This window comes from Pandoraea fibrosis, assembly GCF_000807775.2.
In the GTDB taxonomy this organism is placed as follows: Bacteria; Pseudomonadota; Gammaproteobacteria; order Burkholderiales; family Burkholderiaceae; genus Pandoraea; species Pandoraea fibrosis.
In genome coordinates, this window is the sequence record NZ_CP047385.1 from 934,142 (window position 1) to 949,106 (window position 14,965).

15 protein-coding genes are annotated in these 14,965 nt (G+C 64.6%); 9 read left to right on the top strand and 6 right to left on the bottom strand.

Annotation, left to right across the window (positions count from 1 at the left end):
* Positions 1–6 precede the first annotated feature (6 nt).
* Entirely contained in the window at positions 7–372 is a 366-nt protein-coding gene (gene erpA, locus PI93_RS04105) for an iron-sulfur cluster insertion protein ErpA (protein WP_010805094.1), read from the top strand.
* 113 nt (positions 373–485) lie between these two features.
* Here erpA and PI93_RS04110 read toward each other — a convergent pair whose 3' ends face one another.
* Positions 486–1,634, bottom strand: a complete 1,149-nt coding sequence (locus tag PI93_RS04110; protein ID WP_039374265.1) for an anhydro-N-acetylmuramic acid kinase — start codon at positions 1,632–1,634, stop codon at positions 486–488.
* A gap of 104 nt (positions 1,635–1,738) precedes the next feature.
* Positions 1,739–3,109, bottom strand: a complete 1,371-nt coding sequence (locus tag PI93_RS04115; protein WP_039374264.1) for a M23 family metallopeptidase — start codon at positions 3,107–3,109, stop codon at positions 1,739–1,741.
* Positions 3,110–3,308: 199 nt separating this feature from the next.
* Between PI93_RS04115 and tyrS the strand changes: the two genes are divergently transcribed.
* The 4 genes from tyrS (at position 3,309) to PI93_RS04135 (ending at position 6,631) form a co-directional block, all read left to right on the top strand.
* Positions 3,309–4,553: a tyrosine--tRNA ligase gene (gene tyrS / locus PI93_RS04120; protein WP_039374263.1), complete on the top strand. Its 1,245-nt coding sequence runs from the start codon at positions 3,309–3,311 to the stop codon at positions 4,551–4,553.
* 42 nt (positions 4,554–4,595) lie between these two features.
* Positions 4,596–5,063, top strand: coding sequence for a D-aminoacyl-tRNA deacylase (gene dtd, locus PI93_RS04125; protein WP_039374262.1), 468 nt, complete (start codon positions 4,596–4,598; stop codon positions 5,061–5,063).
* A gap of 169 nt (positions 5,064–5,232) precedes the next feature.
* A complete protein-coding gene (locus PI93_RS04130) occupies positions 5,233–5,859 on the top strand; it encodes a YbhB/YbcL family Raf kinase inhibitor-like protein (RefSeq protein WP_039374261.1) in 627 nt (208 codons plus the stop codon).
* Positions 5,860–5,914: 55 nt separating this feature from the next.
* Positions 5,915–6,631, top strand: coding sequence for a histidine phosphatase family protein (locus PI93_RS04135; RefSeq protein ID WP_080759402.1), 717 nt, complete (start codon positions 5,915–5,917; stop codon positions 6,629–6,631).
* 2 nt (positions 6,632–6,633) lie between these two features.
* Here PI93_RS04135 and PI93_RS04140 read toward each other — a convergent pair whose 3' ends face one another.
* The 3 genes from PI93_RS04140 to ruvC all read right to left on the bottom strand — a co-directional run bounded on the left by PI93_RS04140 (position 6,634) and on the right by ruvC (position 9,343).
* Positions 6,634–7,620 carry an oxygenase MpaB family protein gene (locus tag PI93_RS04140; protein WP_080759401.1) on the bottom strand — a complete coding sequence of 329 codons (987 nt, stop codon included), beginning with the start codon at positions 7,618–7,620 and terminating at the stop codon, positions 6,634–6,636.
* A 30-nt stretch (positions 7,621–7,650) separates the two neighbouring features.
* Positions 7,651–8,721 carry a Holliday junction branch migration DNA helicase RuvB gene (gene ruvB / locus PI93_RS04145; protein WP_039374260.1) on the bottom strand — a complete coding sequence of 357 codons (1,071 nt, stop codon included), beginning with the start codon at positions 8,719–8,721 and terminating at the stop codon, positions 7,651–7,653.
* Between the two features lie 79 nt (positions 8,722–8,800).
* Positions 8,801–9,343, bottom strand: a complete 543-nt coding sequence (ruvC, locus tag PI93_RS04150) for a crossover junction endodeoxyribonuclease RuvC (protein ID WP_039374259.1) — start codon at positions 9,341–9,343, stop codon at positions 8,801–8,803.
* Between the two features lie 312 nt (positions 9,344–9,655).
* Between ruvC and PI93_RS04155 the strand changes: the two genes are divergently transcribed.
* The 3 genes from PI93_RS04155 to PI93_RS04165 all read left to right on the top strand — a co-directional run bounded on the left by PI93_RS04155 (position 9,656) and on the right by PI93_RS04165 (position 11,819).
* Entirely contained in the window at positions 9,656–10,072 is a 417-nt protein-coding gene (locus tag PI93_RS04155; protein WP_039374258.1) for a CopD family protein, read from the top strand.
* Between the two features lie 69 nt (positions 10,073–10,141).
* Positions 10,142–10,762: a 2-hydroxychromene-2-carboxylate isomerase gene (locus tag PI93_RS04160; protein ID WP_039374257.1), complete on the top strand. Its 621-nt coding sequence runs from the start codon at positions 10,142–10,144 to the stop codon at positions 10,760–10,762.
* A 76-nt stretch (positions 10,763–10,838) separates the two neighbouring features.
* Positions 10,839–11,819, top strand: a complete 981-nt coding sequence (locus PI93_RS04165) for an NAD(P)-dependent oxidoreductase (RefSeq protein ID WP_039374256.1) — start codon at positions 10,839–10,841, stop codon at positions 11,817–11,819.
* Positions 11,820–11,831: 12 nt separating this feature from the next.
* Here PI93_RS04165 and PI93_RS04170 read toward each other — a convergent pair whose 3' ends face one another.
* Positions 11,832–12,677 (bottom strand): MurR/RpiR family transcriptional regulator, encoded by an 846-nt coding sequence (locus PI93_RS04170; protein WP_039374278.1) that lies wholly within the window; start codon positions 12,675–12,677, stop codon positions 11,832–11,834.
* 434 nt (positions 12,678–13,111) lie between these two features.
* Between PI93_RS04170 and edd the strand changes: the two genes are divergently transcribed.
* A complete protein-coding gene (gene edd, locus PI93_RS04175) occupies positions 13,112–14,947 on the top strand; it encodes a phosphogluconate dehydratase (RefSeq protein WP_039374255.1) in 1,836 nt (611 codons plus the stop codon).
* The last annotated feature ends 18 nt before the right edge of the window (positions 14,948–14,965 follow it).

The following is a 14,965-nucleotide window of genomic DNA, read 5'->3' on the forward strand; positions in this document are numbered from 1 at the left end:
TTTGCGATGAACGCACCGCTTGAGGCTGCCGTCACGGAAATGCCCGCATTCCTGGTCTTTACCGACAGCGCTGCGGACAAAGTTAAGCAACTGATCGACGAAGAAGGCAACGCCGAGCTGAAACTGCGCGTTTTTGTGCAGGGTGGCGGTTGCTCCGGCTTTCAGTATGGTTTCACCTTCGATGAAGACGTCAACGAAGACGATACCGTGCTCGACAAGAACGGCGTGTCGCTGCTGATCGACTCGATGAGCTATCAATACCTCGTCGGCGCCGAGATTGACTACAAAGAAGACATCAACGGCGCGCAGTTCGTGATCAAGAACCCGAACGCAACCACCACGTGTGGCTGCGGTTCTTCGTTCTCGGTCTGAACGGCACGAAAGCCATACCGCTGTAAGAGAAAGGGCCCGGAAGGGCCCTTTTCTCGTTAACGTGCCTGTGAAAGCACGTCGCGCCGGTCGTCTCTGCGGTTCTGTCGTCTTGCCTAGTGCGGGTAGATCGCGCCGAGAATGCGCGGCCCTTTGGCCCCGGTGACGGACGGTAGATTGCCCGGCTGCCGGGCAAGGCATCGCTGAGCGAGCCATGCGAAGGCGCGGGCTTCGACCTGATGCGGCGGCACGCCCAGCGCCTCGGTCGTCGCGACGGTCACGCCGGGCAGACGCGTGGCGATCGCCTGCATGAGTGCGTGGTTGCGCGTACCCCCGCCGCAGGCGTAGAAGCCCCGGCAGTCGGGGGCGTAACGCAACACGTCGTCGGCAACACATTGCGCCGTCAGCGCGACAAGCGTGGCCTGAACATCCACAGGCGACAGGCCGGGGAACGCTGCCAGATGGGCATCCAGCCATTTGGCGTGAAACAGATCGCGCCCGGTGCTTTTCGGGGGCGTCTGGCGGAAGTAGGGTTCGCTCAGCAGCGCAGCGAGCAGGGCGTCGTTGACACGTCCCGTGGCTCCCCAGGCACCGCCGTCGTCATAGGCCTTTCCGAGATGACGCGCCGCCCAGCCGTCGAGCAGGGCGTTGCCGGGGCCGCAATCGAAGCCGGAAACCGGCTGCCCCGACGCCACTGAGGGCAGGATCGTCACGTTGCTGATGCCGCCGAGATTGCAGATGACGCGCGTTTGCCGCGCCTCGGCGAACATCGCCTGATGATAGGCCGGCACGAGCGGCGCCCCCTGGCCGCCAGCCGCCACATCGCGGCTGCGAATATCGGCAACGACATCGATGCCGGTCAATTCGGCAAGCAGCGCAGGCGCATTGAGCTGGCGTGTGTAGCCAATACCGTCGAATTCGCCCGGGCGGTGGCGGATCGTCTGTCCGTGCGCGCCGATGGCCGCAATGGCCGATGCGGGCAATCCGCTCGCCGCCAGCAACTCGCGCACGCATTCGGCATAGACGCGCACCAGCGCGTTGGCCGCCAGTGCCTCGCGATGCAGCTCGTTTTCAGAAGGCGCTTGGAGCACCATCAGCGTTTCGCGCAAATCGCTCGGGAACGGGAGATAGGCTTCCGCGAGCACCCGGCCGTCCGCCGACGCAACGAGCACACCGTCGACACCGTCGAGACTGGTGCCGGACATCAGGCCGATGAAATAAGAAAGGGAATTCGAAGCGGTGGGATGACGAGCGATGTCGGTCATGAGCGGAGCGCGAGCGCGCGGAGAGCCGAAGAAATCAGATCCACGCTGGCGGGGGTGGCCTGTGCATCACAGGCCACCCCGCGCAGCGCGGCTTCCAGCATACCTCAATCGCGCTCGGCGACTTGCACGGTGCGCATCAGATCGATGCGCTTGAGCAGGTTCTCGGCGTACATGTCGAACACCTTCAGGCGAGAGCCTGTGAGCGGTGCGACGGCTGCCACATCCGTCGAGAACGGATTGCGCGGAACACCGTTGTAACGCAACTCGTAGTGCAGGTGCGGGCCTGTCGCCCAGCCCGTCTGCCCGACGAAACCGATGACCTGCCCTTGCGTGACACGTGTGCCGGGCTTCATGCCCTGGCCGAAGCCGGACAGGTGGGCGTACCGCGTCTGATAGTTGCCGGCGTGATCGATTTCGACCAGATTGCCGTAACCGTTCTGCGTGCCGACGAACTTGACGACACCGTCACCCGCAGCAAACACGCGTGTGCCGACAGGCGCTGCCAGATCCACGCCTTCGTGCTTCTTCCACTTGTGCTGGAACGGATGCTCGCGTCCGCCGAAGGCCGACGAAATCCGCGAAAACTCGACCGGTGTGCGCAGGAATGCCTGCTTCAGGTTGCGACCATCGAAGCCGTAGTACGCCCCCTCGGGGGCGCCCTGCGGATCGGCGTACCAGATCGCCTGATGCGTCTTGCCCTGATTGATGAATTCGATGGCGAGGACACGGCCGGTGCGAACGGTGCGGTCTTGCTGCTTGACCACTTCGTACACCATGCGGAAGCGATCGCCCCGGCGCACGTCGCGCTGGAAGTTGATCACCCCGGAGAAGATGTTCACCATCTGCGCGACGACGGCATCGGGCACGCCCGCATCGTCCATTGCGGTGAAGAAGTTGCCCGCAATGGCCCCCGAGCGCATGGCCCATTCGGTGTCGTTCGCGAGCTGATCCATGCGTGCGCGCAGACGGCCGTCGTCATTGCGCTCGATCACCAGTTGCTGAGCCGCAGCGTTGCTGGTCGACAGCACGGTGGAGAGCGAGACGAGCTTGCCGTCGTCGTCCGTTTCCGCCTGTACGACTTGCCCTGCGGGCACGCCGATCAGACGCCGGGCGATGGCGTTTTCACGAATGAAGCGTTCGGCGGCGGGGTCCTGGATCGACAGCCGCGAGAGCATGTCGCCAAGGGTTTCGCCACGTCGCATCGCTACCTGGTGAATGAAGGTCTGGGAATGCGCGTCGAGCTGCTGGATTTGTTTGGCCAGGTCGGGGAAGGTGAGCGGCAACGTCACGCTCGCACCGTTGCGTGCCGCTTCGGGCACCATGGGCGCCACGCCGAAGGCGGTCACCATTCCCAACGTCAGGGCCGAACCGACCGTTGCCACGATTTGCACCTTTCTGCGACGGTGCTTCGGCTGCGTGGGATCGATCAGGGTCAGCAGTTCACGCGCAAAAAAATCACGGAGTTTTGGCCACATCACGTAAAATTCTGCGCAACTTACGAAAAAAGCCCGGGCGGAGCGCGACGCTTCGAGATTGCCTGCCGGAATTCCGGGGCAACCCGGCGTCGCTTCGGCCCGAGCCGAGAATTGAGCGGCGATTATAGCAGACCCGCCGCTGCCTCCGCCTTTACTGACGGTTTAAGGGAAACCCTGAGCCAGTCTGGACAACGATGTTATGACAAGTGAACACGCACTCACCCCGGAAAAGAAGTACCCCGTGACCGATGCCACGCGGGCCGCTCTGGCGATCGCCAAGCGCGGTTGCGACGAGCTTCTCGTGGAAGAGGAGTTCCTGCAGAAGCTCGCGCGCAGCGAAGCGACCGGCAAGCCGCTGCGCATCAAGCTGGGTCTGGATCCGACGGCGCCCGACATCCACATCGGTCACACCGTGGTGCTCAACAAGATGCGCCAGTTGCAGGATCTGGGGCATACGGTCATTTTCCTGATCGGCGATTTCACGTCGCTGATCGGCGACCCGTCGGGCCGTAACAGCACGCGCCCGCCGCTGACCCGCGAACAGATCGAGTCGAACGCCAAGACCTACTTCGAGCAGGCCGCTCTTGTGCTCGATCGCAACAAGACCGAAATCCGCTACAACAGCGAATGGTCGATGAAGCTGGGCGCCGACGGCATGATCAAGCTCGCGTCGCGCTACACCATGGCACGCATGCTCGAGCGTGAAGACTTCACGAAGCGCTTCCAGGGCGGTGTGCCCATCGCTATTCACGAATTCCTGTACCCGCTCATGCAGGGCTACGACTCGGTGGCGCTGGAGTCGGATCTGGAACTGGGTGGCACGGACCAGAAGTTCAACCTGCTGGTGGGCCGCGAACTGCAGAAGCAGTACGGTCAGGAGCCGCAGTGCATTCTGACGATGCCGCTGCTCGAAGGGCTGGACGGCGTCGAAAAGATGTCGAAGTCCAAGGGCAACTACGTGGGGATCAGCGAGAAGCCGAGCGAAATGTTCGGCAAGCTCATGAGCATTTCGGACGAACTGATGTGGCGCTACTACGAGCTGCTTTCGTTCCGTTCGCTCGAAGAGATCGCCCAACTGCGCAAGGACATTGAAGGCGGTCGCAATCCGCGCGACGTGAAGGTGCTGCTTGCACAGGAAATCGTGGCGCGGTTTCACTCGCAGGCCGACGCCGAGCGCGCGCTCGAAGACTTCAATGCGCGTGCCAGGGGCGGCGTGCCGGACGACATCCCGGAAGTCTCGCTCGATGGCGCACCGCTGGGTATTGCACAACTGCTCAAGCAGGCCGGTCTGGTGCCGTCGACGTCCGAGGCCAACCGCAACATCGAGCAGGGCGGCGTGCGTATCGACGGCGAGACCGTGTCCGACAAGGGCGCGAAGATCGACGCCGGAACTTACGTCGTGCAAGTGGGCAAGCGCCGCTTCGCCCGCGTGACGCTCGCCTGAGCGTCGCCGGCCGGTGTCGTCCTCGATGCGGAATTTCTCGCGATGATCGCGCTCATCCAGCGGGTACTTGAAGCTGCGGTGACGGTCGATGGCCGCACCGTCGGCGCCATCGGCCCGGGCCTGCTTGCGCTGGTGTGCGCCGAGCGCGGCGACACCGAGGCGAGCGCCGACAAGTTGCTCGCGAAGCTGCTTGGCTATCGTGTGTTCTCGGACGAGGCCGGCAAGATGAATCGCAGCGTGTCGAGCCTCGACGGCAACGGCGCGGCGGGCGGCTTGCTGCTCGTCTCCCAGTTCACGCTCGCGGCCGACACCAACAGCGGCACACGTCCGAGTTTCACGCCGGCTGCGAGTCCGGCCGACGGCCAACGGCTCTTCGATCATTTCGTGACGCAGGCGCGCGCGCGCCATCCCATCGTGGAAACCGGCGAGTTCGGCGCGCATATGCGCGTCTCGCTGGTGAACGACGGGCCTGTCACGTTCTGGCTTCAGACGCGCCCCGACGCGGCCTGAGGTATCTGCTGCGGCATGGCGCTGCCCGTGCCGCATGTCCTATTCGTCTGATCCGTCTTATCCCGAAAATCGCTCGGAATCGTCCTGATGTGCGTGCCCTATTGCACGCGATTCGCATCGGTGTGATACCGTCGTCGGGTTCCGAAATGACAATGCTTGGGAGAATCTGATGAAAGTCTGGAGTGACTCGTTTGCCGGGAATGCGGCGATGGATGCACAGTTCGCCTTCGGCAAACCGGATGCGCAATCGCATGTCGCGTTGTCGCAGAACAAGAATCCCCATCTGGCATGGTCCGATGTGCCCGCCGGTACGCGTTCGTTCGTCGTGATCTGTACCGACAGCGACGTGCCGAGCCAGGGCGACGACGTCAACAAGGAAGGTCGTGAAGTGCCGGCCGACCTGCCGCGTGTCGACTTTTACCACTGGGTGCTCGTCGATGTGCCGGCCTCGGTCTCCGAGATTCCGGCGGCAAGCCACAGCAATCACGTGACGCCGCGCGGCAAGTTCGGTCCCGATGCGCTCGACGGCATGCGCCACGGCGTGAACGACTACACCGCCTGGTTCGCGGGCGACGACACCATGAAGGGCGATTACTACGGCTACGACGGCCCGTGCCCGCCGTGGAACGACACGATCGTGCACCATTATCACTTCACCGTGTATGCGCTCGACATCGAGCGTGTGCCGCTCGAGGGCCGCTTCGGTGGCGACGATGTGCTCGCCGCAATCAAGCCGCATGTGCTGGGTAGCGCCAGTGTGACCGGTACCTACACGCTCAATCCGAAGGCAGCCTGACGGCGCCCGTCGCCTTCTCATTTCCTCTGGACTCACGCAATACGCACTCGCATCGATGACTGGCACGACGACGACCCTCACTTTGATTCGCCACGGCGAGACCGACTGGAACCGCGTCAAACGGATTCAGGGGCATACGGATATTGCGCTGTCGACGCAAGGCGAGCGTCAGGCAGTCTTGCTGGGCGAGCGTGTCGCGCGTGAGGTCGCAGCGCATGGCCGTGTGTTCGATCATGTGCTCACGAGTGATTTGCAGCGTGCGGTGCAGACGGCGGCGCCCGTTGCGCAAGCCTGCGGCTTGCCGCTCGTACGCACCGCGAATTTGCGGGAGCGTCATTACGGAATCTTCGAGACTCACGTGCCCGATGAGATTCAGGCGGCGTATCCGCAGGACTATTCACGCTGGCAGAGTCGCGATCCGGATTTCGTGATTCCCGGTGGCGAGTCGACGCGCGGCTTCTACACCCGCATCACGGATTTCGTCGCACAGCTTGTGCGAGAACACGAGGGCCAGCATCTGGCGCTCGTGGCGCATGGCGGTGTGCTCGACTGCTGCTATCGGCTGGCGACGGGACTTGCGTTATCCGAGCCGCGCGCCTATCCGTTGCTCAATGCGAGCGTGAACCGTCTGGCCTATGACGGCGAGCGTTGGCAGGTACTGAGCTGGGGAGATGTCACGCATCTGGACGATGAGGCGCGCGATGAAAGCAACGACACGCCGGGGAGTGTTTCTGCCTCGGCCTCGGATCGCGTCGATCCTCGCGTGGTGTAAGGTCAGCGCTCCAGCGACGGTTGCGCCGCCACGACATCGGGAGCGGCCAGTGCGCGACGCCGCGCCCGGTGGGCCACGCTGTTACGCATCGACCAGCGGGCGACCTGCGCCATGTGACGCACGGCAGGGCGCAACGTGAGGCGTCGCACCATCGACTGCGCTTCAAATCCGAGCATCGCCTGAGACCAGTCCGGCAACAGATCGATGCCCGCCCGAAACAACAATCCACTGAACACTCGCGCGCCCGCGAACGGGGCCGGCAGGTTGCGCAATACGCGCACGACTTCCTCGGTGCGTTCGCTGGCGCATAACGCCGGGCGCATCGCAGCGAGATACTCGTCGATTTGCGACACACTCGTCGGCACATCGCGCGCGCCGAGGGCCACGGCAATCCGTGAGACTTCCGCGTAGTAGCGGTCCTGCTCGCTGCGCGCGAACGCCGGATTCTTGTAGACGAGATAGCTGCGCAGAAAGCTCGACGTCTCCGCCACATGCACCCATGTCAGCAGGTCGGGATCGTAAGCCGCATAGGGACGGCCATCGGGGGCCGTGCCCTTGACCTGCAAATGGATGCGGCGCACACGTTCGAGCAGCGCTTCGGCGTCGGCGGTGTTGCCGAAGGTCGTGCCGCCAATGAACGTTGCCGTGCGGCGCAGTCGGCCGATCACGTCCTGCCGGAAGGTCGAGTGATCCCAGACGCCGGCCATCGCGAGCGGGTGCAGCGATTGCATCAGCAACGCGCTGATCCCGCCGATCATCATGGACGTGAAGTCCCCGTGCACATGCCAGCAAGCGGCATGGGGGCCGAACAGGCCGGGATCGCCGGCCGGGGTGTCGTAGTTCAGACGCGGTGCGCCCGGGCCTGAGGTCAGGCTCACCAGCCGCATGGCAATGGCATGTCGCAGGTGTCCCGACACACCCGTCACCGGTCCGGCAGGCCGCAGAGGCGTTGCCGGAGGTGGCGTGGGGAGATCGTCGTGCGAGGACATACGTCGTTCAGCGTGACGTGGCGGCAGGCGTCACTTGCCGGTGGCGTCGGGCGACCAGAGCGTGCCGCTGTCCGGTGCGTTGCCGGGGGCGGCCAGGCCGAAGTGACGGAACGCCGCGAGGGTTGCGACGCGTCCGCGTGGTGTGCGTTGAAGGAAGCCCTGCTGGATCAGATACGGCTCGATCACGTCTTCGATGGTGTCGCGCTCTTCGCCAATGGCGGCGGCGAGGTTGTCCACGCCGACGGGGCCGCCGTCGAACTTGTACAGCACGGCTTCGAGCAGTTTGCGGTCCATCACGTCGAAGCCTTCGGGGTCGACGTCGAGCATCCGCAGGGCCGCGTCGGCGACCGCGGCGGTGATGCGCCCGTCGGCCTTCACTTCGGCGAAATCGCGCACACGCCGCAGCAGGCGGTTGGCGATACGCGGCGTGCCGCGCGCACGGCGGGCGATCTCAAAGGCGCCGTCGTCGGCGATGACGGCACCGAGCAGGCCGGCGGAACGACGCACGATACCCGCCAGCTCCTCGGCCGAATAGAACTCCAGACGCGCCACGATCCCGAAGCGGTCGCGCAGCGGATTCGTCAGCATGCCGGCGCGCGTGGTGGCGCCGACCAGTGTGAACGGTTGCAGATCGAGCTTGACGCTGCGCGCGGCCGGACCTTCGCCGATCATGATGTCGATCTGATAGTCCTCGAGCGCCGGATACAGAATTTCTTCGACGACCGGCGAGAGCCGGTGGATTTCGTCGATGAACAGGACGTCGTTGGCTTCGAGATTGGTCAGCAGCGCCGCGAGGTCGCCGGGACGTTCCAGCACGGGGCCCGACGTCTGGCGCAGATGCACGCCCATTTCACGGGCAATGATGTGGGCGAGCGTCGTTTTGCCCAGACCGGGCGGGCCGAACAGGAGCACGTGGTCGAGCGGCTCCGAGCGCTTGCGGGCCGCCTCGATGAAGATTTCCAACTGCTCGCGCACCTTGCGCTGTCCGACGTATTCGTCGAGCAGCTTGGGGCGCAACGCGCGCTCGAAGGCTTCTTCGTTGGGCGAGGCCGGGGTGGGCGCGATGATGCGCTCGGCGGCGAGTTTGTCGGTTTCGATCATGGCTGCATTGTAGCGCTTCGGACGTCGCTTGCCGGGGCTGGGCGACGGGATTTCACGCGATGCACGGCGGGGGGAGCGTTCAGCCGATCAGGCGTCCGCGCCGAACGCGCAGGCCCTTGGCCGCAAGGGCAGGCGCGACGTCGGCCAGAGCCGCGTAGGTTTCGCCGCTGTGCGCGTGGCAGATGGCCACGCCCAGGGCATCGGACGCGTCCTTGCCCGGCGTGCCGGTCAGCGTGAGCAGGCGTGTGACCATCTCCTGCACCTGTTCCTTGCGGGCGCGTCCGTAGCCCACGACCGCTTGCTTGAGCTGCATCGGCGTGTATTCGAAGACTTCGAGTCCGCCGACCGACAGGGCGGTAATCGCCGCACCGCGCGCCTGTCCGAGCAGCAGCGTGGATTGCGGGTTGACGTTGACGAACACTTTTTCGATGGCGGCCTGATCGGGCCGGTAGGTGTCGACCAGTTCCGCCACACCTTCGAAGATGATGCGCAACCGGGCGGGCAGTGTGCCGTCGCCGGTGCGGATGACGCCGCTGGTCACATACTGCAGGCGGTTGCCGTGCTTTTCGAGCACGCCAAAGCCGGTGACGCGCAGCCCTGGGTCGATGCCAAGAATTCTCATGCGGGGGCCAAAAATGATCGGCGGCCAGACCGATGCGGGCGAGGAAGCCAATATGGCCCGTATTCTGGCACACCCGGGCGGTCGCGTCGCCGGCGCTGCGTTTCAGCGCATGAGACGCGCACGACGCACTCGACATCGTGAGGGAGGGTACCTTGTCGCCATGCGCGACAGCCGCGCTCGCCCGGTCGCGTCGATATGTCGCAGGCTTCGCGTCCGGCGGGCCTTTGTGATGGGCATCGCGACACGGTGGATTGTTGTACATTGCTTGCTGTTCTCAATATTCGACGGCCCGTTTGCGGGCCGCTGTCCCCGATGCTCTGGATCAAAGCGCTGCACATCGTTTTCGTCGCTTCGTGGTTTGCCGGTCTGTTCTATCTGCCGCGCATCTTCGTCAACCTCGCGATGGAGAGCGACGCGGCCGCCACGCAGCGCCTGCTGCTCATGGCACGCAAGCTGTATCGGTTCATGACGATTCTGGCCGTGCCGGCGCTCGCTTTCGGACTGATCCTCTGGCTGTACTACGGCATTGGCCGCTATGGTGGCTGGCTGCACGCCAAGCTGCTGATCGTGGTGTTGCTGTTGGGCTATCACCATGCGTGCGGCCGTCTGCTGCGCAAGTTCGAGACCGGTCGCAACACGCATTCGCATCGCTGGTATCGCTATTTCAACGAATTCCCGGTGCTCGGTCTGCTCGCGGCGGTGATCCTCGTGGTCGTCAAGCCGTTCTGAACCGAAGCCGTCACGCAATACGGGCGCAACGCATCAGCGCCCACCATCGAAAGCCGAGAGGAGTCTGCCGTGAGTCTGACCTGCGATTATTTTGTGGCGCCGCCGTCGCCGTTTGTGTACATGGGCCATGCACGCTTTGTCGAACTGGCACGTCGCTACGACGTGCAGATCCAATTGAAGCCGATGGATCTCGGCCGCATCTTCGCGGGCTCGGGCGGGCTGCCGCTGGCCAAGCGCACGCCGCAACGTCAGGCGTATCGTCTGGTCGAGCTGGCGCGCTGGTCGAAGTATCTCGACGTGCCGCTCACCCTGCAGCCGAAGTTTTTCCCGGTGGCGGGTGATCCGGCGGCTCGCCTGATCGTCGCTACGCAACTCGCCCATGGCACGGACAAGGCGCTCGATCTGTCGGCTGCGATCTCGAAGGCGCTCTGGACCGAGGAGCGCAACATTGCCGATGACGCCACGTTGCAAGCCATTGCCGATGGACTTTCGCTCGACGGCAAGGTGCTGCTCGCTGCCTCGAATGGCGCGGGCGTGCAGGCGGCCTACGACGCGAATACCGACGAAGCCGCGAACGCAGGCGTGTTCGGCGCGCCGTGGTTTGTCTTCGAGGGCCAGCCCTTTTGGGGGCAGGATCGTCTCGACTTTCTCGAACGGGCATTTGCCGAAGCGCGCGGCGCAAAGCGCTGATCCGGCAAGCCGAAGGTTTCCCTCGTTATGTCCATCGGCGTCGGGTGACGGCGGTGGCCCCCCAGGAGTCAAGAGGATGAGTCGTCCGGAAGTGGTGTTGTACAAGAGCGTGCCGCCAGACGTGCGGGCACGGTTGGCCGAGGCGTTCACGCTCACGGAATTCAACGGCGTGAACGACGGCAATCGGGCGGAATTCGCGGCGGCGCTCAGTCGTGCCGACGGCGCCATCGGCGTTGGCGTGAACGTCACGCCCGCGCTGCTCGACGCGGCGCCCAAGCTCAAGGCGTGGGCCACGATCTCTGTGGGCTACGACCAGTTCGATGTGCCCGATCTCACGCGTCGCGGCGTGGTGCTGATGAACACGCCGGACGTGCTGACGCAGACCACGGCGGATACCGTCTTCTCGCTGATTCTGGCAAGCGCGCGTCGTGTGGTCGAGCTTGCCGAACTGGTGAAGGCGGGGGGCTGGAAGTCGAGCCTCGGCGAGGAATACTTCGGTACCGATGTGCAGGGCAAGACGCTGGGCATCGTCGGCATGGGGCGTATTGGCGGGGCCGTTGCGCGTCGTGCGGCGCTGGGCTTCGGCATGAAAGTGCTGTACAGCAACCGGTCCCGTAACGAAGCGGCAGAGCAGGCGTATGGTGCTGAGCATCGGTCGTTGCCCGAGTTGCTCGCGCAAGCCGATTTCGTCGTCACGCTGGTGCCGCTCTCGCCGGAGACCGAGCGATTGATCGGGGCCCGTGAATTTGCGCAGATGAAGCCAGGCGCAATCTTCATCAACGCGGCGCGTGGCAGGGTGATTGATGAGGCGGCGCTGATCGACGCATTGGCGTCGGGCCATCTGCGTGCGGCCGGTCTCGACGTGTTCGAGCGCGAGCCGGTGTCGGTCGATTCGCCGTTGCTGAAGATGAAGAACGTGGTGGCGTTGCCGCACATCGGCTCGGCAACGCACGAGACGCGTCACGCGATGGCGTCATGTGCGGCGGACAACCTGATCGCCGCGCTGACCGGCAAGCCGTTGCAGAATGCAGTGAATCCGCAAGCGCAGCCGCGCTGATCCTCGCTGTCTCTAACGCCCTTCGCTCGTCGTTCTGCGACGATTGATGACTTCCTTGGCGCGCGCAAGTTGGGTGGGCAGTCGATCGCCGAGTCGCAGCGCCATGCCCACGGCTAGCACGTCGCCAATGGCCAGATGCGTAATGCGTGAGGTCAGCGGCGAGTAGACGTCGGTGTCTTCGTCGACGTCGGCAAAAAGCGCCACACTGGCCAGTCGCGACAACGGCGAATTGCTGTGCGTGATGGCGATCACGCTAGCACCCGCCGTGCGTGCCAGTTGCACGGCTTCGAGCAGATCCTGTGTCCGCCCGGTGTTGGAGATCGCCACCACCACATCGCCCGCGCGTAGCAACGCGGCCGACATGCCATAGACGTGCGGGTCGTTGTAGGCCACGGCCGGCACGCCGAGCCGGAAGAACTTGTGCTGCATGTCCTGTGCCGCAATCCCCGACGCCCCAGCCCCATAGAACTCGATGCGCCGTGCGCCTGCGAGCAGGTCGATGGCCTGCCCGATGCTGTCGGGCGACAGATTGTTGCGAACCTGCATGAGACTGCCGATGGTGCGATCGAGCACTTTGCTGGCGATGCCGGGCACCGGTTCGTCGGGCCGCACGTCCCGGTGTACGAACGGTACCCCTTGTGCAATGCCCTGCGCCAACCGGATCTTGAATTCGCGATAGCCGCTGCATCCGACGGCCTGACAGAACCGGGCGATGGTGGGTTGGCTGACGCTGGCGCGCTCGGCCAACTCGTTCATCGATAAGTCGACGACTTCGCGCGGGGCCTCCAGCACATAGGTCGCGAGCTTGCGCTCGGACGGACGCAGTTGAGTCAGTGTGGCTTCGATTCGGTTAAGCATGGCAGGCAGGCACCAACAAAAGCAGAGACGCGCAGCGGACATCGCCACGCGCCGTTCCCCTAATCCTCGATTTCCCATCTCGCCGGGATCGCGCGCCCAGCGATGCGGGCCGGCGCGGGGTCCGGGTGGGTCTGGCGCCCACTATAGCACCCGCACGCCCGGGCACCGCAGCGTCGAGACGGGCGTTTCGGCACGCTGATAGGAATGCTGGAGTGAACGTTGACTGCCGTGGAAATGTACAAAAACTACAAAAAATCGATATTTCATATTATGGATGGGTGTTTCTCAATGCGGCAATACCTTGCGTAACTCACGGAAAATTCTAGGTAAAACCCCGAGTGCCGTTGGCTTTTGATTGATGGGATGTAGAATTTCTACTAAACTCCGCTCCCAATCGCACCTGCCCTGGGTGCGTCGCAATCCCGTTCCCCGGCATGACGTCAGAGCAAACGAAGCCCCTCCACCCGACCGTAATGGCAGTCACCGCGCGCATTGCTGCGCGCAGCCGCGCCACGCGCGAGGCGTATCTGGCCCGCATCGACGCGAGCGCTGGCCGCTTCCCGCAGCGCGGTGCGTTGTCCTGCGCCAATCTGGCGCACGGCTTCGCGGCCATGCCGGTCAACGACAAACTCATCCTGCGCGAGCAGCGCCGTCCGAATGTGGGCATCGTCACAGCCTACAACGACATGCTCTCGGCACATCAGCCCTACGAGCAGTATCCGGCGCGTCTGCGCGAGGCGGCTCGCAAGCTCGGCGCGACGGCGCAGGTCGCCGGCGGCGTGCCGGCCATGTGCGACGGCGTAACGCAAGGCAACGCGGGCATGGAGCTGTCGTTGTTCTCGCGCGAGATCATCGCGATGAGCACGGCCGTGGCGCTTTCGCACAATATGTTCGACGCCGCCCTGATGCTCGGCGTTTGCGACAAAATCGTGCCGGGCCTCGTGATCGGTGCGTTGCAGTTCGGCCACCTGCCGACGATTTTCGTGCCGGCCGGCCCGATGGCGAGCGGTCTGTCGAACGACGAGAAGGCCAAGATCCGTCAGTTGTACGCCACCGGCAAAGTCGGGCGCGACGCGCTTCTCGAATCCGAATCGCAGGCCTATCACAGCGCGGGCACTTGCACCTTCTACGGTACGGCCAACAGCAATCAGCTCCTGATGGAAATCATGGGCCTGCATCTGCCGGGCGCGGCGTTCGTGCATCCGCAACAGCCGCTGCGCGACGCACTGACCGACGCTGCCCTCGCACGCGTGCTGGCCATCGGTGCTGACACCTCCGAATACACCCCCATCGGCCATGTGGTCGACGAGCGCGCCGTGGTCAACGGCATCGTTGGCCTGCTGGCGACGGGGGGCTCGACGAATCACACGTTGCACCTCGTGGCGATGGCCCGCGCGGCGGGTGTCGTCATCGATTGGGACGACTTCGATGCCTTGTCCGCCGTGGTGCCGCTCATGGCGCGCGTGTACCCGAACGGCAAGGCCGACGTGAATCACTTCCACGCGGCCGGCGGCATGGGCTTCCTGATCGGCGAATTGCTCGACGCAGGCCTGCTGCATGGCGACGTGAAGACTGTGGCCGGCCCGGGCCTTGCCCGCTACCGCGAAGAGCCGTGGCTCTCGCCCGAAGGGCTGGCGTGGCGCACCGGGAGCGCCTACAGTGGTGATCGTGACGTCTTGCGCGGCCATGCCGAGCCGTTCGCCCCCGATGGCGGACTGCGGCTCATGCACGGCAACCTGGGGCGTGGCGTCATCAAGGTGTCGGCGGTCAAGCCGGAACATCGGCGCGTGGCTGCAACGGCACGCGTATTTACTTCGCAGGAAGCGGTTCAGGCCGCGTTCGATGCAGGCGAGCTGCATCGCGACGTGGTTGTGGTGCTGCGCGGCCAGGGGCCGCGCGCCAATGGCATGCCCGAGTTGCATCGCCTCACCCCGCTGCTCGGTGTCTTGCAGGACGAAGGGTTTGCCGTGGCACTCGTGACCGATGGCCGGATGTCCGGCGCCTCGGGCAAAGTGCCTGCCGTGATTCATGTGTCGCCCGAAGCGGCTGGCGGTGGCCCGATCGCTCGTGTGTGCGATGGCGATCTGATCGTGCTCGACGCGAACGCCGGCATGTTGCACGCCGAGGTGGCGCCGCAGGTGTGGGCGGCCCGCGAGATCGCGCAGGTACCGGTCTCGGGCGACGACACCGGGCGCGTGCTCTTCGGCCATATGCGCGCCGCCGTGGGCGCGGCGGAAACCGGCGCTTCCGTGTTCTTCGGTACTGAGTGACGTGCAGTCCACGTCACG

What these genes read in the sequence shown, in the direction of transcription:
- erpA (WP_010805094.1), top strand. Translation starts at nt 7, where the DNA reads ATGAACGCACCGCTTGAGGCTGCCGTCACGGAAATGCCCGCATTCCTG.
- PI93_RS04110 (WP_039374265.1), bottom strand. Translation starts at nt 1,634, where the DNA reads ATGACCGACATCGCTCGTCATCCCACCGCTTCGAATTCCCTTTCTTAT.
- PI93_RS04115 (WP_039374264.1), bottom strand. Translation starts at nt 3,109, where the DNA reads ATGTGGCCAAAACTCCGTGATTTTTTTGCGCGTGAACTGCTGACCCTG.
- tyrS (WP_039374263.1), top strand. Translation starts at nt 3,309, where the DNA reads ATGACAAGTGAACACGCACTCACCCCGGAAAAGAAGTACCCCGTGACC.
- dtd (WP_039374262.1), top strand. Translation starts at nt 4,596, where the DNA reads ATGATCGCGCTCATCCAGCGGGTACTTGAAGCTGCGGTGACGGTCGAT.
- PI93_RS04130 (WP_039374261.1), top strand. Translation starts at nt 5,233, where the DNA reads ATGAAAGTCTGGAGTGACTCGTTTGCCGGGAATGCGGCGATGGATGCA.
- PI93_RS04135 (WP_080759402.1), top strand. Translation starts at nt 5,915, where the DNA reads ATGACTGGCACGACGACGACCCTCACTTTGATTCGCCACGGCGAGACC.
- PI93_RS04140 (WP_080759401.1), bottom strand. Translation starts at nt 7,620, where the DNA reads ATGTCCTCGCACGACGATCTCCCCACGCCACCTCCGGCAACGCCTCTG.
- ruvB (WP_039374260.1), bottom strand. Translation starts at nt 8,721, where the DNA reads ATGATCGAAACCGACAAACTCGCCGCCGAGCGCATCATCGCGCCCACC.
- ruvC (WP_039374259.1), bottom strand. Translation starts at nt 9,343, where the DNA reads ATGAGAATTCTTGGCATCGACCCAGGGCTGCGCGTCACCGGCTTTGGC.
- PI93_RS04155 (WP_039374258.1), top strand. Translation starts at nt 9,656, where the DNA reads ATGCTCTGGATCAAAGCGCTGCACATCGTTTTCGTCGCTTCGTGGTTT.
- PI93_RS04165 (WP_039374256.1), top strand. Translation starts at nt 10,839, where the DNA reads ATGAGTCGTCCGGAAGTGGTGTTGTACAAGAGCGTGCCGCCAGACGTG.
- PI93_RS04170 (WP_039374278.1), bottom strand. Translation starts at nt 12,677, where the DNA reads ATGCTTAACCGAATCGAAGCCACACTGACTCAACTGCGTCCGTCCGAG.
- edd (WP_039374255.1), top strand. Translation starts at nt 13,112, where the DNA reads ATGACGTCAGAGCAAACGAAGCCCCTCCACCCGACCGTAATGGCAGTC.